20 protein-coding genes are annotated in these 24390 nt (G+C 34.5%); 2 read left to right on the top strand and 18 right to left on the bottom strand.

Going from position 1 to position 24390, the window contains the following annotated elements; all coding sequences use genetic code 11:
- Nucleotides 1-140 precede the first annotated feature (140 nt).
- On the bottom strand, nucleotides 141-1490 hold the full coding sequence (locus tag RT412_RS04895) for a copper amine oxidase N-terminal domain-containing protein (RefSeq protein WP_313345825.1): 1350 nt from the start codon (nucleotides 1488-1490) through the stop codon (nucleotides 141-143).
- A 28-nt stretch (nucleotides 1491-1518) separates the two neighbouring features.
- Nucleotides 1519-2079 carry a uracil-DNA glycosylase gene (locus RT412_RS04890; protein ID WP_313413109.1) on the bottom strand — a complete coding sequence of 187 codons (561 nt, stop codon included), beginning with the start codon at nucleotides 2077-2079 and terminating at the stop codon, nucleotides 1519-1521.
- Between the two features lie 135 nt (nucleotides 2080-2214).
- Here RT412_RS04890 and RT412_RS04885 point away from each other — a divergent pair, with 135 nt between their 5' ends.
- Nucleotides 2215-3183, top strand: coding sequence for a GIY-YIG nuclease family protein (locus tag RT412_RS04885; protein ID WP_313345819.1), 969 nt, complete (start codon nucleotides 2215-2217; stop codon nucleotides 3181-3183).
- Here RT412_RS04885 and RT412_RS04880 read toward each other — a convergent pair whose 3' ends face one another.
- From RT412_RS04880 to nhaC, 5 genes are all read right to left on the bottom strand, one after another.
- Nucleotides 3184-3753: a xanthine phosphoribosyltransferase gene (locus RT412_RS04880; protein WP_313345816.1), complete on the bottom strand. Its 570-nt coding sequence runs from the start codon at nucleotides 3751-3753 to the stop codon at nucleotides 3184-3186.
- Nucleotides 3754-3843: 90 nt separating this feature from the next.
- Nucleotides 3844-5037: a BTAD domain-containing putative transcriptional regulator gene (locus RT412_RS04875; RefSeq protein ID WP_313370514.1), complete on the bottom strand. Its 1194-nt coding sequence runs from the start codon at nucleotides 5035-5037 to the stop codon at nucleotides 3844-3846.
- Between the two features lie 15 nt (nucleotides 5038-5052).
- Nucleotides 5053-6585 (bottom strand): amidohydrolase, encoded by a 1533-nt coding sequence (locus RT412_RS04870; RefSeq protein WP_313345810.1) that lies wholly within the window; start codon nucleotides 6583-6585, stop codon nucleotides 5053-5055.
- A gap of 147 nt (nucleotides 6586-6732) precedes the next feature.
- Nucleotides 6733-7923, bottom strand: a complete 1191-nt coding sequence (locus RT412_RS04865) for a M20/M25/M40 family metallo-hydrolase (RefSeq protein ID WP_313345808.1) — start codon at nucleotides 7921-7923, stop codon at nucleotides 6733-6735.
- Between the two features lie 27 nt (nucleotides 7924-7950).
- On the bottom strand, nucleotides 7951-9378 hold the full coding sequence (gene nhaC, locus RT412_RS04860) for a Na+/H+ antiporter NhaC (RefSeq protein ID WP_313345805.1): 1428 nt from the start codon (nucleotides 9376-9378) through the stop codon (nucleotides 7951-7953).
- 279 nt (nucleotides 9379-9657) lie between these two features.
- Between nhaC and RT412_RS04855 the strand changes: the two genes are divergently transcribed.
- Complete coding sequence (locus RT412_RS04855) at nucleotides 9658-12162, top strand: FAD-dependent oxidoreductase (RefSeq protein ID WP_313345803.1); 2505 nt, start codon at nucleotides 9658-9660, stop codon at nucleotides 12160-12162.
- A gap of 104 nt (nucleotides 12163-12266) precedes the next feature.
- Here RT412_RS04855 and glyA read toward each other — a convergent pair whose 3' ends face one another.
- The 11 genes from glyA to RT412_RS04800 all read right to left on the bottom strand — a co-directional run bounded on the left by glyA (nucleotide 12267) and on the right by RT412_RS04800 (nucleotide 24376).
- On the bottom strand, nucleotides 12267-13490 hold the full coding sequence (gene glyA / locus RT412_RS04850; protein ID WP_313345800.1) for an aminotransferase class I/II-fold pyridoxal phosphate-dependent enzyme: 1224 nt from the start codon (nucleotides 13488-13490) through the stop codon (nucleotides 12267-12269).
- 25 nt (nucleotides 13491-13515) lie between these two features.
- Nucleotides 13516-13713, bottom strand: coding sequence for a sulfur carrier protein ThiS (gene thiS / locus RT412_RS04845; RefSeq protein WP_313345798.1), 198 nt, complete (start codon nucleotides 13711-13713; stop codon nucleotides 13516-13518).
- A gap of 14 nt (nucleotides 13714-13727) precedes the next feature.
- Entirely contained in the window at nucleotides 13728-15623 is a 1896-nt protein-coding gene (locus tag RT412_RS04840) for an aldehyde ferredoxin oxidoreductase family protein (RefSeq protein ID WP_313345796.1), read from the bottom strand.
- A 228-nt stretch (nucleotides 15624-15851) separates the two neighbouring features.
- On the bottom strand, nucleotides 15852-16898 hold the full coding sequence (locus tag RT412_RS04835) for a DctP family TRAP transporter solute-binding subunit (protein WP_313345794.1): 1047 nt from the start codon (nucleotides 16896-16898) through the stop codon (nucleotides 15852-15854).
- Between the two features lie 19 nt (nucleotides 16899-16917).
- Nucleotides 16918-18096 carry an amidohydrolase gene (locus RT412_RS04830; RefSeq protein WP_313345792.1) on the bottom strand — a complete coding sequence of 393 codons (1179 nt, stop codon included), beginning with the start codon at nucleotides 18094-18096 and terminating at the stop codon, nucleotides 16918-16920.
- 14 nt (nucleotides 18097-18110) lie between these two features.
- Complete coding sequence (locus RT412_RS04825) at nucleotides 18111-19376, bottom strand: TRAP transporter large permease (RefSeq protein WP_313345790.1); 1266 nt, start codon at nucleotides 19374-19376, stop codon at nucleotides 18111-18113.
- Nucleotide 19377: 1 nt separating this feature from the next.
- Nucleotides 19378-19956: a TRAP transporter small permease gene (locus RT412_RS04820; protein ID WP_313345787.1), complete on the bottom strand. Its 579-nt coding sequence runs from the start codon at nucleotides 19954-19956 to the stop codon at nucleotides 19378-19380.
- Nucleotides 19957-20023: 67 nt separating this feature from the next.
- Nucleotides 20024-21199 (bottom strand): M24 family metallopeptidase, encoded by a 1176-nt coding sequence (locus tag RT412_RS04815; protein ID WP_313345785.1) that lies wholly within the window; start codon nucleotides 21197-21199, stop codon nucleotides 20024-20026.
- A gap of 80 nt (nucleotides 21200-21279) precedes the next feature.
- Nucleotides 21280-21957 (bottom strand): GntR family transcriptional regulator, encoded by a 678-nt coding sequence (locus RT412_RS04810; RefSeq protein ID WP_313345783.1) that lies wholly within the window; start codon nucleotides 21955-21957, stop codon nucleotides 21280-21282.
- A 285-nt stretch (nucleotides 21958-22242) separates the two neighbouring features.
- On the bottom strand, nucleotides 22243-23061 hold the full coding sequence (locus tag RT412_RS04805; protein WP_313345780.1) for an alpha/beta hydrolase: 819 nt from the start codon (nucleotides 23059-23061) through the stop codon (nucleotides 22243-22245).
- Between the two features lie 10 nt (nucleotides 23062-23071).
- The gene (locus tag RT412_RS04800) at nucleotides 23072-24376 is read right to left on the bottom strand and encodes an acetyl-CoA hydrolase/transferase C-terminal domain-containing protein (RefSeq protein ID WP_313345777.1); all 1305 of its coding nucleotides are present in this window, start codon (nucleotides 24374-24376) and stop codon (nucleotides 23072-23074) included.
- Nucleotides 24377-24390 lie beyond the last annotated feature (14 nt).

Below are 24390 nucleotides of genomic sequence, written 5' to 3'. Positions count from 1 at the left end.
TAATCACAATATTGTTAATTGTATTAATGTAAATTTATAATAAAATATATTCAATAAGGGTTTAGCACGTCATTCAGAGGCCGTTATAATTTAAGGGGTAATCAATCAAATCCGTATTCACTGTATTATTCAGTTCATCATCAATTGGAATTTTGCCCAAACAAGTCTCTTAAAATCTCTTCGGCCGACATATCCGTATATCCTTCCGGATCCAGCAAACCTGTCTCGTCAAGATTCCATGAGAATTTGCCTGCATTGGCATTTGCGGTAGAAGTATAGCTGCTGTAAGTCCTGAATATTACCGGATATCTGTCGTTCCATTCCGGGTAATAACGTTCCATATACTCTTTTGCAAGCTCGTATGCCTTACAATCTTCACTTTTACCTACACCGCTCAGCTGCACACCGCCTCCGGTGCTGCCGCTTTTGCTGTCTGACGGTACAGAGTGCACAATCACCAAACTGTCGTCCTCACATACTCCCAAACAGATCCATACATGTCCTAACAAGCTGAATACATCCCCAGCCTTTAAGCTGGAGCTGTTAAAGTCCCGTGTCCATGTTCCATAGTTATATTCCTGATCTAATGTCTTGGCAATATTTGTAGAGACTCCCACATAGCCATCTTTTCCGCTTTCAGTATTCATCACATTGTAGACTGTCCAGCCGATATAACCTGAACAGTCTATGCCTGCATAGTAATATTCGTTATAACCGTTATGGGGGTAATAACTCTCCGAAAAATTGTTGTTATTCATATATGAGTAAGTATCGTCCTGTGACTGAAAGAAATCCAACCATGTCTGAGACAGTCCGATTGTTGTCGCCTGATTGCTTGAACCTGCATCCTGCCAATCCCAGCTTCCTCCGCAAACGTACAAAGCTGTTCCCACAGGCTCCATTGCAGTAGCAAGGAAATTTTTCAGAGTACGCTGACCGGCAGTCCCTCTGATCGGTGCCTGATATGGCTCTGCCACGAATGTCATATATATGACATCTGCCGGATTACCGTACACCTTTACGGACTTGCCTGTTTTTATAGATACATCCTCAAGCCTTGCTCCTCCTGCCTCACAAATAATTTCATGAAATTTTGTGTTAGAAGTAATTCTGATATTATCTCCGTCCACTGTTATGATGTCCGGTGAAACCGATTGAACGGTTCCAACCGCATAAGGCTCAGGAATGCTGATATCTATGACTGCATCATCTTCGACAGTAAGGTTAAATACATATCCTTCAGCCAATATATTATTGATTTTGTAATCGTTTGCATTAGAAACTCCGTAAATGACTTCTTCCCCCTCTATGCTGAAGCGATACCGAAAGCTGTCCTTATCACCGGCTTGCACAGTTCCGTAATCCACAACGCCTAAATAGACTGCGGTTAAAGTTCCTGACCCTGCACCATTTTTTAATGCGGAGCATGCCGTGATCGACAACATGAACAAAGACAGCACTAAAAAAACAAATAGAAATCTTTTTTTCATTTCAATTCCTCCATGACAAATTTTGAGTTTATATTTCTTTGATTTCCTTAAGCTTGGCAGCAATACTTTTAAAATCTTTCCATGCATCCTTCTTGGCAAATTCATTTCTTAGCAAGTAGGACGGATGGTATGTTGGCATGAAGTAAATATCACCTTTTTTTACAAACTGCCCTCTTTGTTTGCTAATACTTAGATCGGGATTTATAAGATTTTTAGCAGATACCGCTCCAAGGCACACAATAATCTTGGGTTTAACCAACTTAACCTGCCACCGTAAATAATCCAGACATGCGCCGCTTTCATCTTCAAAGGGGTTCCTGTTTTCAGGAGGTCTGCACTTCACCACATTGGCTATGTAGACGTCGCTTCGTTTAAGGTATATCGCTTCAATCATCTTATCAAGAAGCTGCCCTGCTTTGCCGACAAAGGGTCTTCCCTGAACATCCTCGTTGTATCCGGGACCTTCTCCCACAAACATAATTTCAGCATGCTCATTTCCTTCTCCAAACACTACTTTTGTCCTTGTTTCAGACAATCTGCATTTATGGCAGTTATAGCAAAACTTCCTAAGTTCATCCATTGTATACATAAGCGTCCCTATAAGTTTAAAAATTTTTTTAATATTATATCATATTTTGAGATTTATACAATAACAGTATTACTCTTTATTGAATTTCTTTATAGCTTAATATACAATATATTTAGCTTTCAAAAGGATGGTATCATGATTAACATTTCGGATAAATTAAAAGAAAAATTAAGACAAATACCAACGAAACCCGGAATTTATAAAATGATTGATTCAAAGGGCAATGTTATTTATGTGGGCAAAAGTAAATGCTTAAGCAAAAGAGTAAGGACATATTTTTCAGATAATCCCAAATGGGAAAAGATAACCAAAATGGTACGTTTAATAGATGACATTGAGTACACCGTTACGGATACTCATTTAGAAGCAAGGCTGTTAGAATGCCGATTAATCAAGCAAATAAAGCCGATTTTTAATTCTCAGATGAAGCATGACAGAGGTTATGTTTTTTTAAAGCTTAAAAATTATAATCAATACAATGCATTATCTGTGGTTGATGAAAGAGAAGAAGGTACTTACGGACCCTTCAGAAGTAAATTTTATCTGAATGAAATCATTAATTCCTTAAAAAATATTTATCCTATTAAAAACATCAACGGTTCATATTCTTTTGAATATCATCTGTTTCCTGTTACTTTAAACATAAATGAATTTAATGAAAACAAAGAATGCTTGAAAGATATACTGACAGACAAAGTAAATGCTGAATCTTTTATAGAGGAATTAAAAATTAAAATGAAAAAGGAAGCATCCTGCAATAATTTTGAAATGGCTTCCGTTTACAAGGATTTTATTGATAATATAAATTATATTAACTACACCATCTATAAATATGAAAATCTTATGAACAGCGATTTACTCGTGGCCATCCCCTTAGATGAAGGATATAAGTTTTTTTATATTTCTGATGCTAATATCGTAAGAAAAGAAAGGTTTAAAAGCATATCACAGACAGATATTGATTTATTTTGTGATGCCGCAAAAAATTCAACTGTTGACTATAGTATTGATATAAATGAAAAATCCCTAATTGATTTTAGGGACATTATATACTCAGAGATTTTATCATTACCTGAAAATTCGGTTTTAAAAATTAATACATAATTATTTGAAAGTAATTTTGCCATCCTTCATTTCTTCTATAGTTGTAAGACACTTTAAATTATATCCCATACTTCTCAGGTAATTTCCGCCGTTCTGAAAGCCCTTTTCTATTACTATGCCGATACCCTCAACTGAAGCACCTGCTTGCTCCGCTAATTCTATTAAAGCTTTCATGGCATTTCCTTCTGCTAAAAAATCATCTATAATCAGCAGCTTATCATTTTCATTTATGTATTTCTTGCTTATCATTATGTTATATTCTTTGTTTTTAGTGTAAGAAATAACCTTGCCTTTATAAACGTCCTTGTCTAAATTTAAGCTTTCTGATTTCTTGGCAAATACAACCGGCACTTTAAAATATAACGCAGACATTGTTGCAATTGCTATTCCGCTAACCTCAATAGTAAGAATTTTTGTTATATTCTTGCTTTTAAAAAGGTTGTAAATTTCTTCTCCTATTTCATTAAGAAACTCAACATCAAGCTGATGATTCAAAAAGCTATCAACCTTAAGTACATTTCCCTCTTTAATTTCTCCACGTTCAACTATGATTTTCTTTAATTTTTCCATGATTTTCCTTTAGCGATTAATAAACTAATTAAATTAAACTTTATAATCAGTTATAATATCAAATGTAGCAGCGAAATGCAAGAAACGAATTTATTCTTCCATTAATTTTAATTCATTTATTTGTAGCCTTTTAAGATAGGCTAAAACATTAGCTGAAATATTATCTAAATTTGAACTGTTTTTAATTATTATTGTTAAGTTTTGTCTTTCACATATATGTTTTAAAAGCTTAATAAATGCATTTACAATGCAAACATCTATTACTTCTCTTCTATATCCTTGTATTATATCCGGTTGTTCACTGCAGAACTTTAATACGCTAAATTGTATATAACCTAAATCCCACAGTTCCTTATTATTTAAACAGCTAAAAATTTCCTCTTTATCTAATTTCACTAATTTGTCCAATACATCTGCTATCCAAAAATACTCAATATATTTTAAACAGTCAGAATATATTACGAAACCCATTCTGTCAACTTTTTTATCAGAACCGCTTATGTTTTTATATTCGTCTATTCTATCATAACATAAATCTTTGTTTGCTAAAGCTTTAATTTCATTGTACTTTTTTTTGAGTTCATTTGAAGGTGAAATACCTAAACTTCCTGCTAATCCGTTGCTGTAATTATTATAATAAGTTATTGCCGCAACCCTTTTTCCACACTTAACATAAGTGTCCATCAATTTTAAAACCATTTCTTCATCATAAGGTTCTATTTCAAGTATTTCCTTAATTACTTCAATGACAGAGTCAAATAAATCTTCATTTTCATATAAATCTATTAAACGTTTTAGTATTTTTACCTTATATCTCTCGAAATTTATTCTTTCAAAAAGGATTACATCATTAAATTCTTCACATTTTTTAAAAAAACATCCTTCAAGCAAATCTCCTCTAAACAATCTTTTTAATTTTAATAAACCTTCTACAGAATCATTATCACTTGGTTTAAATTTCATAACTTCAAGAATATCGCATTTAAAATCATATTTCTTATTTATACAACAAAACTCATTATCAACATTCAGAAATGAATTGCCATATTCATCAGAACCAATATTTTTCTTTATCAGCCATAAATTATATCGCAAATTATATCTTGCCGCTTCTATGTTGCTATCCGGCCATAGATAGCCCACTATTTTCTCTCTGCTTAAATAACCGTTTTCTTTTAAGGCAAGAAGACAAATTAAAGCAATAGCCTTACTTCCTAACTTGTCCTGAAGTGATTCGCCGTTATATTCTATTTTTGATTTTCCCAAAAAACAAATATTCAACATACTTTTTTCCAATTCCTATAGATTATTATAAAGAATTTCACCGGATTTTATTGTTGTGCAAACTTTAATTTTGTCTATTTGGTTCAGCGGTACTGATAAAATATCTTGATCAAGTATTACAATATCAGCTAATTTCCCCTTTTTTAATGAACCCTTTTCGTTTTCTTCAAATATTGCATATGCACCATTAAATGTAAACATTTTTAAAGCTTCATTAATATCTATTCTGTGTTCTTTAACAGGGTGATTTACGGCCGAATAAACTCCCAAAAGCGGTCTGGGTTCTGTTATATCACTGTCAGAGCCTCCGCATATTACAACTTCATTATCAGTGATTTTTTTAAACGGATTTGTGCGTACATATTTATCTCCTAATCTTTGTTCATACATTTTGCCGCGTCCGCCCCAATAAATCTCATATGTGGGCTGCATTGAAAAGACAATTCCTAACTCCTTAGCCCGCGCTATCTGTTTTTCATTAACTAACTCAACATGCTCCAGTCTGTGTCTTAACCCTTTGTTCCCGGTTTGATAAAGAGCGTTTTCATGAGCATTTAAGGCCATTTCTATTGCCCTGTCCCCAATTGTATACAAAGCTAATTGTAAATTATTTTTATAGCATTGCAGTACAAAATCGCTTATTTCCTGCTGTGTCAGCCTTAAGCTTCCCATGGTACCCGGGCAATCTGCATATTCAAATGATAAAGCCGCTGTTCTTGCGCCAAGAGTTCCGTCTATGTAAAGGCATCCGCCGACCCTGTTTAATCCCATAGATTTGATTTTTTCAATATCCATTGTCTGATAGAAAAGAACTATATCAATAGGGAAATCCTTTCCGTATTCGTATAAAAAGTCTGCATCCTTATCACTGTACATAAATCCGCCTTCCATAGCATTTACAGTGGTAATTCCGTTCATAATAAGTGTAGCCATAATTCCTGAAATAGCTTCTTTTCTCATATTAACCGATATATTTTTTAATATGTTTGTTCGTAATATCGCATTTGCCTGTTTTCTGAATATACCGGTAGGCATCTGTTTACTGTCCATTTCTATTCCTTCAGCAGTAAAAGGTATTTTGAAATATAACATTGCACAGGTATTAAGAATACTTACTTGATATTCATATGAATTTATCATAACGGGAATATCACTGCAATACTTATCTAAAAGGACTCTGTTAGGAAATTTCTTTTCTTTAAATTGGTTTTCATCTATACGTATACCTCGAATATAGTTTCCGGAAAAAGATGTAGATGCTTCCTTAATTCGTTCTCCTAACTCTTCATGTGAGTTTACATCACTTAAGTCTAAACTCATGGAATTTAAAGCAGTTTGAACTACATGAAAATGACTGTCAATAAACCCGGGTAAAACGGTCTTACCCTTTGCATCTAAAATTATTGTATCATTTCCGATTATTGATTCATATTCTGTACCATATCCCGTTTCCATTATTCTGTTTTTTTGTATCGCTATCCAATCTACGACTTCTCTATTTTCCATAGTCATACATTTGGCATTTTTTATTAATATATCTGCATACATCAAAATTCCTCCGAAAATGCATAGAATAGAATATAATCAATTTTTATAATATAATACTATTTTAATTATATCACAAATATTGCTTTTTGTTTATTTAAAATTATGTTTATATATGAATAAAGGGAGACATATGCTCCCCCTTATCAATTAATTACATAAAATCTTTTCTAAAAATGCATATATTACTTCTGCTGTTTTTACTATAGATTCAATTTCCACATATTCATCACTTCCGTGAAAATTACCTCCTGCTGCTCCAAAGATGATTGCAGGTGCACCTAATCTTGATCCTAAATAATTAAAATCACCTATGCTTTGGAAATATGAAAAGCTTGGAGTTGTATTGCATACTTCCTTAACCGTATCAATAAACTCTTTAGCAAGCGGTTCTTCTCCTGTAATAGAATATGGAAGAAAACCCTTAGAACCTTCTGATGGTGCTTCCCTGAAATTAATTTTATAATCACATTTGATTTCAGCTCTTTTGATTGCCTTTTCAATTTCTTTTGTTATAGTTGTTTCATTTTCACCTACAACTATATGCCAAAACAAACGAACTTTCGCATAATCAGGGACACTGCAAGCACCTCCGTCACATTCTACTGCTACTACACAGGCAGAACCCCTGCCAAGATGAGGGTCATCTATATAGTCTATATCTTTTAACTCGAAAATAACTCTAGCTGCATCCTCTGCAGCACTTATACCGTATTCAGGTGTTGCTGCATGTGATGATTTTCCAAAAAATTCGATTTCGAGACCATATCCTCCTCTTGCACCTAAACAAACATTAGGAAATTTATTGCCTGTAAAGCCTGCACTTGGCTCTGTTATTATAGATATATCCACATCACTTATTATACCTTCTTCTATAAGTGAATTCGTTCCTATTCCATAAGGCCCTTCTTCAACTGAAACATATGTGGAAATAATTTTGCCTTTGAAGCTTTTATAATTATCCGCAAATTTCTTAAGTGCCAGCATTGTAGCAACACATCCTGATTTCATGTCTAATGCGCCGACTCCATAAAGTTTATCACCTATTATTTCCCCTCTATAATTGGCTGTCCATCCGTTACACAGCTTTACAGTGTCTAAATGCCCATTTAAACATATAACCGGACCTAATTTATCTCCTTGCAGGTTCACGACAATGTTCTTTCCTTTAAAACCGGTGACTTTTGCTTCATGATATTCGTGTATATATGCTTCTATGTTATTTTCATGAAACCAATTATAAACATAATCCATTATTTTGTCTTCTTTAAAGTATGGGCTCTCAATAGATACTAAATCCATCAATAAATCAGTGACATGTTCTTTCTTTATTTTATACATATAAATACCTTGCCTTTTGCTATTCTTTTAGTCTGCAGCTTCTTTTACGTTACCTTCTGATGATTCTTCCTTCCATATGAATTTACCTGTAATTGCATATAGTATTGCTACTAAAGGAGTTAAAGTACATAAAAATGCGTAAGGCAGGTATTCCAATGTACCTACTCCTAAAGTTCCAGCAAAAAATACTCCGCACAAACCCCAAGGAACCAATGGTGATGTTACAGTACCTGAATCTTCACATGTTCTTGAAGCAACATCACTTCTAATTCCTAATTTTCTGTATGCAGGCAGGAACATTCTGCCGGGAATAATTATTGCAACATACTGGCTTGCAGAAATAAGATTAACAAATATTGATGATAAAACATGAGTGATGATAAGGTTTCTTGCACTTTTAACAACAGAAGAAATTTTATTTAATATGGCCTCTAATGCAAATGATTTTTCAAGTATACCGCCATAAGATAACCCTAAGTATCCCAATGAAACAGTCCACATCATTGATTGAATACCACCTCTGTTTAGCAATCTGTTAACTGCTTCTATTCCTGTGTCAATTGAAAAACCATAATTCATAAATGACATCATTTCCAATATTCCGTACCCTTGTACAAACATGGCTATAAACATAGCAATAATAGATGCGATAATCATTGCGGCAAGTGCACTGACTTTCTTAGCAGCCATAACAACAATTGCTATAAGTGGTATTAAACTTATTAATGAATAAAAAGGTGTAACATTAACGTTTTCAGAAATGCCGGCAAGTATAGTATCAACTGCTGTTGTATCAATAGAAGTAACATCATAACTCATGCCGAGTATAAAGTATATAATTAAAGAAATTATAAAAGCAGGTACTGTTGTATATAGCATGCTCTTAATATGTGCAAAAAGATTTGTTTCTGTAACACCGGCAGCTAAATTTGTTGAATCTGACATTGGTGATATTTTATCCCCGATAACCGCTCCTGAAATTACAGCTCCCGCTGTTAAAGCAGGTGGTATACCAAGACCTATACTAATACCCATGAAGGCCACACCAAATGTTCCGCCGGTTGTATAACTGCTTCCGGTACATACAGACGCAATACCGCATACTAAAGCCGCTGTCACTAAAAAAATTGATGGATTGATAATTTTTAATCCATAATAAATGAGTGAAGGTATCGTTCCTGAAGCAATAAGCGCGGGAATCAACATACCTATAAACATAAGTATCAACATTGGAACAGTTGCAATCTTACATCCATGCATAACTCCATCTAAAATTGTTTGCCAAGTAGTCCCTGTTGCCATTAACAATATTACTGCAAAAGTTATCGAGAATACAAGTGTCATGTGAATATCAGGACTTCCTGCGACAATTAATTGTGCAATAATAATTATAAATAAGAATGCCACTATCAATAGTGAAATAGCAAATGATGGTTTACTTGATTTTTTTTCCATAACATCATCCTCCTTTTTTTTAAGTATATATTATTAGCGTTGTTTTTGTGATGTATAATTCCAAATCAGGACAACTTTTTGGGGTAATTGTTAAAATATTATCAAACACTTTTTAAACACTTTTTAAACATTTTATAAACTTATGTATAACCCACTGTCTATAAAATCAAGTGATATCTTAATTTTATTATGTAGATTTAAAAATATATCTTGCACTTAATATTCTAATATGCTAATATATAAATATAATAATATTAACAAAGTATTTAGGGGGCTATTATGAACAAAAAAATAGTTATTATAGGCGGCGTTGCCGGCGGTGCAAGTACAGCGGCAAGATTGAGAAGATTGGATGAAACATCAGAAATCATAATGTTTGAAAGAGGTTCCTACATTTCATATGCAAACTGCGGTTTACCATACCATATAGGCGATGTGATAAAGGAAAGATCCTCGTTGCTGCTGCAAACACCTGAAGCAATGTCAAAAAAATATAATATGGACGTCAGAGTAGATTCTGAAGTTATTAAAATTGACAGAGAAAACAAAAATGTTGAAGTTAAAAAGGTTAAAACAGGAGAAACATACAAAGAAAGCTATGATGTATTGGTAATATCAACCGGCTCAACTCCTTTGAAGCCACCGATTGAGGGAATAAATTCACCCAATATTTTTACGCTTTGGACCGTTCCCGACACTGATGAAGTCAAAAGCTTTATAAGTGAGAAAAACCCAAAAAACGCCGTTGTAATCGGAGGAGGATTCATAGGTCTTGAGGTTGCCGAAAACCTGCATCTCGCAGGCATAGATGTTACTGTTGCAGAAGCGATGGATCAGGTTATGGCTCCCATAGATTATGAAATGGCAAGATTAGTGCAGGACAACATGGTATTAAACGGAGTTAATCTGATTTTAGGTGATGGAGTATCAAAGTTCAGCAGTGAAAACGGCATGGTCACAATTACCTTGGCAAGCGGAAGAACCTTAACTGCAGACATGGTAATTTTATCAATAGGAGTCAGACCTAACAGCCAATTAGCTAAAGAAGCAGGGCTTGAGCTGAACCAAAGAGGCGGAATTGTAGTTGATAAATATTTAAAAACATCTGACCCTGATATTTATGCTCTTGGTGATGTGATAGAAGTAGAAGAATTCATAAACAAGGGTAAAGCAATGATTGCGTTAGCCGGTCCTGCTAACAAGCAAGGAAGAATATGCGCAAACAACATTTACGGAGCCAATGAAGAATACAAGGGAACCATGGGTACTTCTGTTGCAAAGGTATTTGACTTGACGGTTGCTTCCACAGGAGCAAATGAAAAAACTCTTAACAGAATGGGTATGGTTGAAGGAAAGGATTATTACACTGCAACAATATCACAAAAATCACATGCGGGATATTACCCTGAGAGCTCTGAATTAATACTCAAGATGGTTTTTTCTGTTGACGGCAAAAAGATATATGGTGCGCAGATTGTTGGTGAGGACGGAGCTGACAAACGAATAGATACACTTGCAACTACAATTCGTTTAGGAGGAAGCATTTATGACTTAAAGGAACTTGAGCTTGCCTATGCACCACCATATTCATCCGCTAAAGATCCTGTAAACATGTTAGGTTTCGTTGCGGAAAATATAATTGAAGGTAAAATAACGTTTAATAAATGGAACGACATAGAGCCGTCAAAGCCAAGCGATTATATATTACTTGATATCAGAGAGGAAGCAGAGCTGATGGTTTTTGAAATACCGGGTGCTGTTAATATCCCTTTAGGAGAGTTGAGAAGCAGAATTAACGAATTGAACAAGAATGATAAAATAATCATCTTTTGTGCTGTTGGTGTTCGTTCTTACAATGCTGCAAGAGCTTTGACAGAAAACGGATTTAATAATGTATATGTTTATCCTGCGGGAACAAACTTCTATAAGAGTGTTTATTATGATTATTACAATAATATAAACGAAAAAAATGACTCAATAATGAATAAAGAAAATATAAAGAACATTTCGGAAGAAAAAAAAACTAATGAAATAAAAGCATCCATACAGGTTGACTGCAGCGGACTTCAATGTCCCGGTCCTATTATGAAAGTTTATGAAGCCATAAATAAAATCAATGATGGTGACATAATAAAAGTTTCCGCAACCGATTCAGGATTTGCGCGAGACGTTGAAGCTTGGTGCAGAAGAACGGGGAACACCTTTTTAAAGGCAGAGAAGGAAGGAAAAAATAATATTGTATATTTACAAAAGGGTACATCTGAAAAAAAGTCGGATAATCTTTTACAAAACTCTGCGATGTTAACATCTGCAAATGACGGCAAAACAATTATTGTATTCAGCGGTGATCTGGATAAGGTTTTAGCTTCATTTGTTATTGCCAACGGTGCTGCGGCAATGGGAAGACCGGTTACAATGTTCTTTACATTCTGGGGGTTAAATGTTTTGAGAAGAACAGAAAAACAAAATATTAAAAAGCCGTTCATAGATGCCATGTTCGGTAAAATGATGCCGCAGGGCGTAAGCAAATTAAAGCTGTCCAAAATGAATATGGGCGGAATGGGAACAGCTATGATGCGAAAGGTAATGAAGGATAAAAATATAGATTCTCTTGAGGATTTAGTTAAAAAAGCAATGGATAACGGTGTTAAAATGATTGCCTGCACCATGTCAATGGATGTAATGGGAATCACTGAAGAAGAACTGATTGACGGTGTGGAATTCGCCGGTGTGGGCACATACTTAGGTGATGCGGAAGAATCCAACGTAAATCTGTTTATTTAAGCAGACGACCCAAATCTCTGATTTGTGTCGGTCACTTATACTGTAAGTGCAATAATAAAGCTGTCTATGCAGACAGCTTTATTATATAGAAGGGTATCACAAGCCTAAAAAGAATATTCTAAATTTGTAAAGCTTTTAGAAAACTCTTCAACGTCTTTAGTAACATTCTCTATTGTTTCCTTATCAATTAACAACCTTTTTATAAATAATGCTATTTGTTCCATGTCTTTTTCTTTCAGACCTTTTCTGGTTACTTCAGGAGTTCCAACTCTTATTACTGGAGAAGTACCGGAAAAATCATCAGACACTAAGATATTGGCCTTTTCCAAATATTTTGCAGGAGCTGTATCTATTTTATCTCCCAAATTCACTAATAGTAAGTGCGATTCAGTAAAACCCTTATTTTTACCTATCACATTAAACCCATAGTTATCTAATGCAACTGCCAATGCTTTAGAATTTTTAACAATCTGTTTACCATATTCTTTTCCGAATTCCTTCATCTCCAAAATAGATGCTGCAAGTGCCGGTAATCTATTTAGATGATGACTTGTTACCAATGATGGCGAAAGTGTATTTCCTACTTTTATTATTAGCTCCTTATTATTAGAAACTACAAATCCACCTTGAGGACCGGGAAAAGACTTATGGGTACTTCCAAACATTATGTCTGCGCCCTCTTCCAGCGGATTCTTAAATACGCCAGAAGCAATTAGGCCCGTAACATGAGCAGCGTCATATGCAATATAAAAACCAAGTTCATCAGCCAATGGTCTTAACTCTCTAATCGGTTCCTGAAACAATGTTCCCGAACCACCGAATATGACTAATTTAGGTTTTAACTCTCTAACCTGATTTTTTAATGCTTCAGCGTCAACAGCACCATCTTCTGTGAATTTCATATACTCCACATTAATTGTCTCATCGAATTGCTTAACCTGACACATTGGTCCGACTAATCCATGTCCCCAATCCTTTAAATTTACTTCAATTACTAAATCTCCCGGCTCAAGTATTGCTAACACCACCGACATTCCTGCCATGTGACCTCCAATCGGTCTTAAGTCAGCATACTTTGCCTTGAAAATATCTTTTACCAACTCTTGTGTTTCCATTTCAAATTCGTAAATATACTTGTTTCCTGTATATTCTCGATCTTTTGGATTTAGTGTTGAATAGCATCCATATCTGTTTCCAAAATCGCATCCTAAATAGCTTCTTACCTTTTCACTTGAATAATTCTCAGAAGCTATTAAATTTAAACAGCTTTGTCTATAAGTTAAATGTTTATTTAACAGATTATCTATGTCCCTTGTTGATGTAATCATGTTCGTCCTCCCTAATTAAAAATTACTAACCGCCTCCTAACGGTTTTATAATTCTAACATTATCATTTTGGCTCAATTGATATTTCTCATATTGAGACATTAAAATTTGTTTGCCGTTTATAAATACCGCTACAGATTCAATATAGTTTAAATGTTTTATTAAATTCGACACAGTATAATTATGAGGAACTGTTATTTCTTTATTGTTAACAATTACTTCCACACAATCACCGCCTATTAGTTAATCAACCACTGTAAAGATAATTTTCTCATTGTTGATACTGTAGGATTACCATTTTCAGAATGCCATCCGGCTAATTCATAATATAACTCCTTAGCTTTTTCATGAGCTTCCTTATCTAATACTACACCGTCGGTTGGTCCTCCTTTTAAAGGTATAAATACTTTTTCAGGCAGCTGGTCATCATCTTTTGTAAATCCTTCTCTTGAATTAAAATAACGCATCATATTAATACGTCTTTCTCCTACTTGCATCAGTTCGTATATTGAAGTATCCCATCCTAAACCATACTTACAAAGTTCAACCATTTCATCCGGTCCATAAAGCTCCCAGGAAGGACCCCATACAAATTGACACAAGCACAATGTATCTAATATTGAGAAGTATTTTTGTGTGTCTAAAGCAAAACGAACTTTATCATCATCCATTGTAAAATTATCTTCGTAACCCTTATGTACACCTATTTTTGCCAATCTCTTTCTTTCTCTGCTGTCCGGCGGCATTACAAGAAAAGGATCATGCTCACTTGATTGATGGTCTGCACCAAAAGGATTGACAGCATATATTAATCCTACCGCAGGTTTAAATTGAGGCATATGAGCAGGTAATTCCTGTTTTTTTACTGTTACGGTAAGACAAACAGCTCCCTTACCTATTTTTTCTGCTGCTCTATAACTGCCTTCAGCTAATAGATCACCGATTCCTTCTCTCTTGGCAATTTTCTCAATAAGTATAGGCAATGCTTTTTCATTGCCGAAATTCAATTTTATTCCATCACATATTTCTTCATTTAATAACCCTTTTTCATAGCATTCCATTGCAAATGCAATAGTTGCACCACATGAAATAGTATCAACTCCATACATATTACAAAGTTGATTAGCTAATGATACATATTCAAGGTCTGTAACTCCACAATAAGAACCAAAGGTTCCAACTGTTTCATATTCAGGCCCCCCATATAATGGATCAACCAATCCGGGTACCTCAACAACTCTTTTGCACCTTACTGCACATGCAAAACATGTATCCCGTTCCTTTAGTATAGTATCATACATTGTGGTTCCGGTTAATTTTTCTGCTCCCTCAGGAAAGTATCCTGATGTCCAATTTCTGGTGACTAAGAACCCTTCATCGCTAAATCCTTCTAAATCTCCATCCGTTCCATATTGACCCAATCCGGCTACGGCGCCGTTTTCTTTTAACCTTTTGGCAACACTCTTGGAAAGCTCCATAAACTTTTCATTATTATATGGTTTAATTGGCTTCCCCTTAGCTACTACAACCGCCTTTAAATTCTTTGAACCCATTACGGCTCCCATACCATTTCTGCCGTTAGCCCTATTGCACATATTGATTATACATGCATATTTAACGACATTCTCTCCGCCAGGACCTATTTGGGCTATTTCCACATCATCCCTGTTCAACTCTTTACGTATTATATCTTCAGCTTCACCTGTAACCTTTCCCCAGACATTTTCAGCACTTCTTAACTCAAACTTGTCTCCATCTATAAATAAATAAACAGGTTTATCTGATTTTCCATTAAAAACTATTGCATCATATCCATTAGCTTTAAGATGAACCGGGAAAAATCCTCCTGCTTGACTGTCTCCTATAGTTCCTGTTAATGGGCTTTTTGCAGTTACATTTAATCTGCTGATACCGCTTATAGGAAGACCGGTTAAAGCTGAAACGGAGAAAACCAAAGCATTTTCAGGGGACAATGGATCAATACCTGATTTCATTTCATTTAATGCTAAGTATAAACCCAAACTTGAGCCGCCCGGATATAATCTATAGATTTCACCGGAAATTACATCTATTTTTGCTTCTCCTTTTGTAAGGTCGACCTTTAATATTTTAGCATCAGGAAATTGATTATACATTCATATGCCTCCTTTTAAAATTTGAGGGGAATATTATTCCCCTCAGATTGATGACAAAGTCATCAAGATGGTAGGCTGTTGAAAAAGTTCATCCTGCAAGGCGCCGGAAGACGGGCAACCGCAGCGTATTCAAACATACGTGAGGATTGACCGGCGCAGCGGCAACGAAGCAGGGGGACTTTTTCAGCGGCCTGAGGGGAATATTATTCCCCTCTTATTCATATTTTCTTATTTTTCAATCTCAGCTATTTCAGCCATCAATTTATCTAATATAGCAGCGCCCTTAGCTCCTACCATATTTTTATATACATCATATGCTGACTTGCTGGCCTCTTTAAACAATTCTCTTTCTTCTTGAGTTAATGTTGCAATTTCTATATCGCTTGCTGCTTTTATTTTATCTAATGCTCCTCCATTCAAATCTGCTTGAGCTTGGAATGAGAAATCTCTTGTTTCTTCAACAGTTTCTAAAATCATTTTTTGTATATCTGAAGGTAGACTGTCAAAGAACTTAGGATTTACTGCGGTAGTTGTTACATAAAGACTTGAACTTCCTAATGTTAAATAATTCTGAACTTCATAGAATTTCATTTCTTCTATAGCTGACAATGGGTTTTCCTGCCCCTCTATCATATTTAGTTGAAGTCCGCTGTAAACTTCCATATATGGCATTGGAGTCGGGTTTGCTCCATATGCTTCATAGGATGCAACTATCATTGGAGATGGCATAGTTCTCATCTTTAGTCCCTTCCACAATTCGGGTCTGTTTACCGGCTTAGATGTTGTCCATTCCATTGTTCCTTCTGTCCAGTACGATAAGACTTTTATATTTTTATCTGCATAAATTGCTGTTAAATCTTCATTTAATGCTTTACTGGTTTTAAATATTTCTTTGTTTTTTTCCATATCTTCTGAGAATAAGAAGTGCAAAGAGAATAGTTGATTTTCAGGTACTATGGTTCCTGTATTTCCGGGGGATACCATAGCAAATTCCAGTCCTCCGTTTTGTAATAATTCACATTGTTGAGTTGCGTCACCAATTTGCCCTACCGGATATATATCAATATTAATTTTTCCGCCGGATTTTTCTTCAAGTATTCTTACAAACTCTTTTACATATACATCCTGTATGCTTCCGTTATTTTCTTCATGAGCAAATCTCCAGTTATATGTTTCTCCCGCGTCAGAAGCCGGCGAAGCTGATTGTTGACCACATCCTACAAATAGTGTTATTACTAATAATACAGATACTACTAATAATATAGATTTTTTCATCTTTTAAATCCTCCTCATATTAATCATTTAAATAATTTAATGTTGACCTTACATGCATCTCTACACCATATTTCAGAGTATCTTCATCTAAGGCAAACCTCGGATGGTGATGAGGATACATGGTTTCTTTTAATTCATTACCATTTCCTATAAAGTAAAATGCACTTGGAACCCTTTGTGAGAATTCAGCAAAATCTTCTCCTGCCATACATCTGTACTCTGCAATGTTTTCATCAGTTCCATATGTCTCTGTTACTGCATTTCTTATATATGAAACCATTCTTGCATTGTTTTGTAATGATGGATTGCTTGGAATAAACTTCAAATCATACTTAACATTCATTGCTTCACATATACCATTTATCACCCTCTCAAATTTTTCTAATAATGCTTTCTTTTCAACTTCTTCATTTTTAAATAGAAATCTTATAGTGCCTCCGATTTCCACCTTTTGAGCAATTATATTTCTTCCTGTGCCGCCATTTATTTTACCTATCATTATTGTTATAGGATTTAATGGATCTATTTCTCTTGTTTGTATAGATTGTATAGTTTGAATAATATTAGATGACGCTATTATCGGATCTAAAGCAGTGTGAGGTGAGCCGGTATGACCGGGTTTCCCGTATATCTCTAAATCAAACTCTTCTAATGCTGCCATAACCGGTCCCTCTGATAATCCAACCGCTCCGCTCTTTAGCGGAGTCCAAAGATGTATGCCGAAAGCTGCATCGACTTTTGGATCTCCTAAAACACCTTCATTAATCATATCCAATGCTCCGGCTTCCTCTTCATTCGGTTGAAATACAAATTTTACATTTCCACTTATGTTATCCTTGTATTTACACAAAATTTTTGCTGCTATTAATAGCATGGCAGTATGTCCGTCGTGACCGCAGGCGTGCATAACACCTTTATTTACAGATTTAAAAGGAACTCCTGCTTCTTCATTTTGAGGCAATGCATCAATGTCGGCTCTTAGCATTACAGTCTTCCCTGATTGTTTTCCTCTTAATAAACCTACTACTCCTGTCTTAGCAACCTTTTTCACCTCTAACCCAAGCGAATTCAGATAGTCGTATACAATTTGTGATGTTCTGTATTCTTCATATCCCAATTCAGGATGCATATGAAAATCTCTTCTGAGGGTTATCAGTTCCTCTTCCAATTCAAAAACATCTTTTTTTATATCATTCATAGCTCATATCCTCTCTATATTAAAATCAAAGATACTTGTGGCACAAATACAATAATCGCAGATATAATTATGAGCATAATCAAATATACAGGTAATCTTTTGACCACCATTAAAAATGGTCTGTCAAAAATTGCACATGCTGTGAAAATATTGCATCCAAACGGTGGACTTACAGATGCAATTGCAGCCTGTAATGTAACAATAATTCCAAGATGTATCGGATGTATTCCCGCCTGTACCGCCAATGGGAAAAATATGGGGGTTAATATTACAATAGCTACAATCGAGTCCACAAACATACCTGCTATATAGAAAAATACTGTAACTGTTATTAATATCTTAAGTGCAGTAGGATTTACTCCAAGAACTGCCTGTGTTATCATTTGAGGTATTCTTGCATAGGATATAGCCCAAGAAAACAAGCTTCCCGCTGCCACTAATATAAATACCGCGGTTGTTACAACAGCTGTTGATAAAGCGATATTCTTAAAATCTTTCAACTTAATTGATTTAAACAAGAATACTTCTAATAAAGTTGCATATAAAACTCCCATTGCAGCTGCTTCTGTAGGACTGAATTTGCCTGAATATATACCCGCAAAAATAATTATAGGAAAACCTAATGGTCCAATTGCTTTTTTTAATGCAGCTATCTTTCCATTCAAATCAATTTTTTTAGTTCTTTGAATGCCTTTTTTCTTCGCTCTGAAGAAATTATGTAAAGAGAAGAAAAATAGTATTATTAATCCCGGAATTATTCCCGCTTTGAAGAGATCCCCTACAGATGCTCCGGTAACTACACAATACATAATCATTGATATACTTGGTGGGATTAGTAAAGCAATAATAGACGAACAAATTATGAGAGCAGTAGTGTCTTCATCTTCATATCCGCTGCTTATCAATCTGTTTCTCATAGGTTTCCCAATTGCTACAACCGTTGCTTGTGTTGAACCCGATATGGCTCCAAATATTGTACAGGTTGCTGCAGTCGTAATAGCCATACCTCCATGTATGTGTCCGACAAAGGTATCAACAAAGTCTAATAACCTGTTTGATGTCTGCCCTGCACACATAATATCTGCCGCAAATATAAACATTGGAACAGACAATAAAACAATGGGCTGAACTCCGGCTATCAATTGTTGAGTTGCTAAAAGAGGATTAATATTTGGAAAATATGTTAAAATTACAGCTAAAGGCGCTACTATCATTGCTATGTACATAGGAAAGTTTAAAATAAACAATACAACCATTATCAGCATAAGCATCCATACCATATTATGATTCCTCCTTTTCTTCTTCCAATTTGTCGATTAGATTAGATAAATCCGTTTTTACTTCAAGGTTCAAAGGAACTTTTATATCACTTGTTATGTAAAAATTGTCTTTATCCTTAATATTAAAAATAAATGATCTGATATATTCTATCGTTGCTAATAAAAAACCTAAAGGAACAACTGAATAAATCATATAGATTGGAATTTGTAATGCCGGTGTAACTCTGCCAAGGTTTTGAACACTGATTACATATCTTGCAGCCAAAAATGTTATAAAAGCGGTAGCTATAGCAGAAACGAAAGAAATTACAATCATAAATAACTTCTTATATTTATTGCTTACCATATCAAATACTATTGACATAGTAATATGTCTGCCTTTTCTTGCACAATAACCAAGACCGAAAAATGACACTAATACCAATAATGCTGATGCAACCTCTTCGGAAAATGTTAAGCTTCTGTTCATAACATTTCTCATAAAAACACCTGCTATTAATAGAATTGCCATTAATATTACAGAGTAGCTTAGAACAAATTCTTCAAATCGTGATAATGTCTTAGTAAAAAACTTATTCATAAATTTTCCTCTTTCTATAATAGTTTATACGTATCAAAGCATAAGCTTTGATACGTTACGCTAATTATTATTTAACCAATAACTTTCTTGGATAATTTGTCAACAATTCAACTCCTTTTTCTGTAATCCTAATTGGTTCGCTTATATCCACACCACAATCATCAAGCCATATACCGGGCATAAAATGAAGAGTCATATTTGGTTTTAAAATAGTTTTATCACCGGGTCTTAAGCTGACAGTATGCTCACCCCAATCCGGAGGATAATTAAGACCAAATGAATAGCCAACGCGTGAATCCTTTATAAAACCGCTCTTTGCTATACTTTTAGCCCATGTTCTTTCAATATCCTCACATGTTATACCCGGTTTAATAATTTCAAGTGTGGCTTTTATGCCTTCAACAACAACTTCTGCTAAATCTATAACTCTTTGCGGAGCATTTCCTAATATTATTGTTCTTGATAATGGGCAATGATATCTTCTGTAGTTTCCTGCAATTTCTATCAATACTGTATCTCCGTCCCTATATGGCTCGTCCGTCCAGCTTAAATGAGGAGTTGAAGTTCTTATTCCACTGGGCATCAATGGAACTATAGATGCATAATCGCCGCCATACTCTTCAGTACCATATATCTGTGCGTGATAAACGTTTGCGGCTGCTTCATTTTGTCTTACTCCTACATTAATAGACTCAAAAGCAACTTGCATTGTTTTTTCAACTATTACAGCAGCTTTTTTAATATACTCGATTTCTTTATCAGATTTTATTATTTTCACCCAATTTACTATGTTATTTCCATCCACAAATCTTGCATTAGGTAAATCCTTGATTAAAGTTTCCTGACATTTAGCTGTAAAGTAATAAGCATCCATTTCTGTAGCTATAACCTTACTATCGTATCCCTTTTCTTTTAAAATGTCAGACACAAAATCCATTGGATGTTTTATTAATGAATGAACATAGTCATCTGTATATGATCGGATATTTTCTTCTGAAAGCCAAGATGTTAATCTTGCTGCATTACCATCTTGTCCTCTTCCAACCCATATTGGTTCCTCTTGGTCAATCATTACAATTAAGCATTGATGTACATAAAATGACCATCCGTCAAATCCGGAAAGATAATTCATATTTGCCGGATCTGTCACAATTAAGACTTCAATACCCTTCTCCTCCATACGTAGCTTTGTGTTTTTAATCCTTTGTTTGTACTCCGCAACATCAAAATACAACGATTTCATTAACGCAACCTCCCTTTATTATAATATCAGATTGTCGTTTGTCGACAAACTCAATTCTTTTAATACCTATTATATAGAAATTATTTAAATATACCGTGTTTATAAGAAATGATGTGTTCTCTCAATGCCTTTTTACATCTATCTATGTCCTTACTACGTAAACTTTCAATGATTTCATAATGATCTGTTGCTGACATAATCAAATCCCCGGTCTTTAACATATCATACAACATCGCAATTCTTAGCTGAAAAAACATACTTTCTAATATTTTGACTCTTCTCTGACTACCGGATTTCTGCCATATAAACCTATGAAAATCCATATCCTTTTTATTAATTAATAAAGACTTTTTATTATTATCCATTGATGATTCTGCAATGTTTACCATATCCTTAACAATTTGTTCTAAATGATTAAAATCATCTTCGGTAAGTTTGTCTTCATAAATTAAAATTTTATTAATATTATTTTCAAGCAATAACCTTATATCAAATACCTCTTTGATATCATCTAAGCTGTATTCAGTTACATATGTGCCTTTTCGAGGTAAAGTAGTAAGTATGCCATCGTTTTCAAGTTCTCTTATTGCTTCTCTGACCGGTGCTCTGCTTATACCTAATTTATTAGCTACTTCACTTTCATTTATATGGTCGCCAACTTTATATTCACCGCTTAGTATTTCTTCTTTAATATAATCAACAACTACACTATTCAGATTTTCTCTCCTGCTTAAATATGCCTGTACATCAGCTAACATCATTACCTCCGATTAAAACGTACAATATAATGATCATTATTATACATTTAAATAATTATACCACACTAATTGTCGACAATCAACAATTATTTTTACAAGTTTTCATATTTATGTCATTTTAAGAATACCCTACCATCCGTCACCTTATTGCAAATAATACTAATAACAATTTCAATTTTTTGTAAATAATATAATAACGCGGAGTATTTAAAACGCTCCGCGTAAGTCAAGAATTCAATAAGGGCTTGCTCGCCGTTCAACGATAACAAGTGAACTAAACATCAATTAAATATTAAATTCTGTCTGTTTTAGGTTGATGAATCCTAAAGCAAGAGCAGAAAACAATGTCGGCCTTTCATACATTGAAGCATGACCGGTATTTGGTAGAATAATATGCTCCGATGATGTAATAAGCTGATTTAGCACTTTTTGTTCATCTAATGGAGTTACAAAATCATTGCCACTACTCACAATAAGTGTAGGGTTTTTAATTTTATGAAGCTCTTTTATAACATCATAAAAATCAGCACTTTTTGTTAGTCTTACCATGGAATCCATAAATGTCTTATCATAAAATACACCATTTGTCAGCAATGCTTTTCTTTTTTCCATCCATTCATGTTTTTCTTCATAAAAACGAGGCGAATAAATGTAAGGTATGGTTGTGCAGTAATAATCCATAGGATCATTTATACTTCTATTCCATGCCTCTCCAATATCTCTTAGCCAACTTGAAGTTTTTCCGGTTGTATTAAAAAGTACAAGTCTTTCAATCATATCGCTATATTTCACGGCAAATTGAAGTGCTACTTCACCGCCATATGAAATACCAACTATATTTAGTTTGTCAAAACCAAGCTCATCAGCTAATGTCTTTAAAACCTCTACTTGTTCTAAAGAAGTATATGAAATCCCTTCCATTTTGTCTGAGCGTCCCTGATCAAGCATATCTATTAGAATCAGCTGATTATTTGCAGAAAATGCATCAATGAAAGGAATCCAGCTGATTGTTGACATCATAATTCCGTTTAATATAACAATCGTCTTGCCTGTACCATGAACTTCATAATATATTTGTTTTCCCTTATAGTTAAAATAAGACATATTATCACCTCTATATAAACATTAATTCATGTGCCTGTCTTGTTATTTCTTCTCTGAACTTAGGATGAGCTATATTTATTAATCTCTTTGTTCTTTCTTTCATGTTAGTACCTCTTAAGGAAGCTATACCATATTCAGTTACTACATAATCTACATCCATTCTGGACAAACTAACAATAGCTCCTGGCTTTAGTGTTGGAACAATCTTAGAAATCTCTTCCTTTTCACCAGTTTGAGGGTTTTTAACAAATGCCGTAGAATAAAGAGCTATAATTGAACGTCCATTCTTTGAATTTTGAGCACCTATTGCGGTATCTGCCTGACCTCCTGCACCGCTGAACTGAACGTGTCCTATGGATTCAGATGCACACTGTCCTGCTAAATCTACCTCAATAGTTGTGTTAATAGAAACCATATTATCTTCTTGACCGATAACATATGGATCATTTACATATTTTCCTGCCATCATTATAACGGAAGGATTGTTGTCAATGAAATCATATAGTGCTTTATTACCAAGAGCAAATGCACATACTAATTTACCCTTGTGTAAAGTCTTTTTACGTCCATTTATAACTCCCAAGTTCACTAAATCCACCATCTTGGATGTTAACATCTCAGTATGAACACCTAAATCCTTCTTGTATTTTAAATAATTGGCAACAGCATTAGGAATTCCGCCTATGCCCAACTGAATGCAATCTCCATCGTTAATCATATTAGAAATATATTTTCCAATAACCATGTCCTTTTCACCTGAGACAACATCCGGAATGGTAGGTACAAGATAATCACCCTCTACTAAATAATCAACTTCTGTATAATGTATTTCCACATCACCAAATGTTCTTGGATAGTTTGAGTTAATTTCTAATATTACTATATCTGCAGCATCAATCATTTGTCTTTCATAAGTATTGCTTACTGATAGCGACATAAATCCATGCTTATCTGGAGGAGTTGCTGCACCAACATATATATTTGGTTTTACATAAAACAACCTCTTATATCCAGCCAGGTGCAAATGATTGGGAATGTATGAAATATTCCCGTTCAAATGTGCCTTTCTTAGAGGAGGCGAAAAAAACCAGCCATCAACATTAAATGAGTTTTTATACTCAGGCTTCAAAAATTCACCATTTGAAGTTGGAAGACAATTGGTAATAGTAACATTTGTTACTCGTCCAGCTATAGTGTGAAGGTTGTTCATAAAAAGCTGAGCCTCTGCTGCTCCCAATCCGGTTACCACCATATCATTACTTTTAACCAAGCTAAGTGCTTGTTCTATTGAAATTATTTTATCTCTATATCCCATAAGTTGCCTCCATT

This window comes from Sedimentibacter sp. (assembly GCF_032080165.1).
In the GTDB taxonomy this organism is placed as follows: Bacteria; Bacillota; Clostridia; order Tissierellales; family Sedimentibacteraceae; genus Sedimentibacter.
This window is presented reverse-complemented; position numbering and strand designations above follow the sequence as displayed.

What these genes read in the sequence shown, in the direction of transcription:
- RT412_RS04895 (WP_313345825.1), bottom strand. Translation starts at nt 1,490, where the DNA reads ATGAAAAAAAGATTTCTATTTGTTTTTTTAGTGCTGTCTTTGTTCATG.
- RT412_RS04890 (WP_313413109.1), bottom strand. Translation starts at nt 2,079, where the DNA reads ATGTATACAATGGATGAACTTAGGAAGTTTTGCTATAACTGCCATAAA.
- RT412_RS04885 (WP_313345819.1), top strand. Translation starts at nt 2,215, where the DNA reads ATGATTAACATTTCGGATAAATTAAAAGAAAAATTAAGACAAATACCA.
- RT412_RS04880 (WP_313345816.1), bottom strand. Translation starts at nt 3,753, where the DNA reads ATGGAAAAATTAAAGAAAATCATAGTTGAACGTGGAGAAATTAAAGAG.
- RT412_RS04875 (WP_313370514.1), bottom strand. Translation starts at nt 5,037, where the DNA reads ATGTTGAATATTTGTTTTTTGGGAAAATCAAAAATAGAATATAACGGC.
- RT412_RS04870 (WP_313345810.1), bottom strand. Translation starts at nt 6,585, where the DNA reads ATGTATGCAGATATATTAATAAAAAATGCCAAATGTATGACTATGGAA.
- RT412_RS04865 (WP_313345808.1), bottom strand. Translation starts at nt 7,923, where the DNA reads ATGTATAAAATAAAGAAAGAACATGTCACTGATTTATTGATGGATTTA.
- nhaC (WP_313345805.1), bottom strand. Translation starts at nt 9,378, where the DNA reads ATGGAAAAAAAATCAAGTAAACCATCATTTGCTATTTCACTATTGATA.
- RT412_RS04855 (WP_313345803.1), top strand. Translation starts at nt 9,658, where the DNA reads ATGAACAAAAAAATAGTTATTATAGGCGGCGTTGCCGGCGGTGCAAGT.
- glyA (WP_313345800.1), bottom strand. Translation starts at nt 13,490, where the DNA reads ATGATTACATCAACAAGGGACATAGATAATCTGTTAAATAAACATTTA.
- RT412_RS04840 (WP_313345796.1), bottom strand. Translation starts at nt 15,623, where the DNA reads ATGTATAATCAATTTCCTGATGCTAAAATATTAAAGGTCGACCTTACA.
- RT412_RS04835 (WP_313345794.1), bottom strand. Translation starts at nt 16,898, where the DNA reads ATGAAAAAATCTATATTATTAGTAGTATCTGTATTATTAGTAATAACA.
- RT412_RS04830 (WP_313345792.1), bottom strand. Translation starts at nt 18,096, where the DNA reads ATGAATGATATAAAAAAAGATGTTTTTGAATTGGAAGAGGAACTGATA.
- RT412_RS04825 (WP_313345790.1), bottom strand. Translation starts at nt 19,376, where the DNA reads ATGGTATGGATGCTTATGCTGATAATGGTTGTATTGTTTATTTTAAAC.
- RT412_RS04820 (WP_313345787.1), bottom strand. Translation starts at nt 19,956, where the DNA reads ATGAATAAGTTTTTTACTAAGACATTATCACGATTTGAAGAATTTGTT.
- RT412_RS04815 (WP_313345785.1), bottom strand. Translation starts at nt 21,199, where the DNA reads ATGAAATCGTTGTATTTTGATGTTGCGGAGTACAAACAAAGGATTAAA.
- RT412_RS04810 (WP_313345783.1), bottom strand. Translation starts at nt 21,957, where the DNA reads ATGTTAGCTGATGTACAGGCATATTTAAGCAGGAGAGAAAATCTGAAT.
- RT412_RS04805 (WP_313345780.1), bottom strand. Translation starts at nt 23,061, where the DNA reads ATGTCTTATTTTAACTATAAGGGAAAACAAATATATTATGAAGTTCAT.
- RT412_RS04800 (WP_313345777.1), bottom strand. Translation starts at nt 24,376, where the DNA reads ATGGGATATAGAGATAAAATAATTTCAATAGAACAAGCACTTAGCTTG.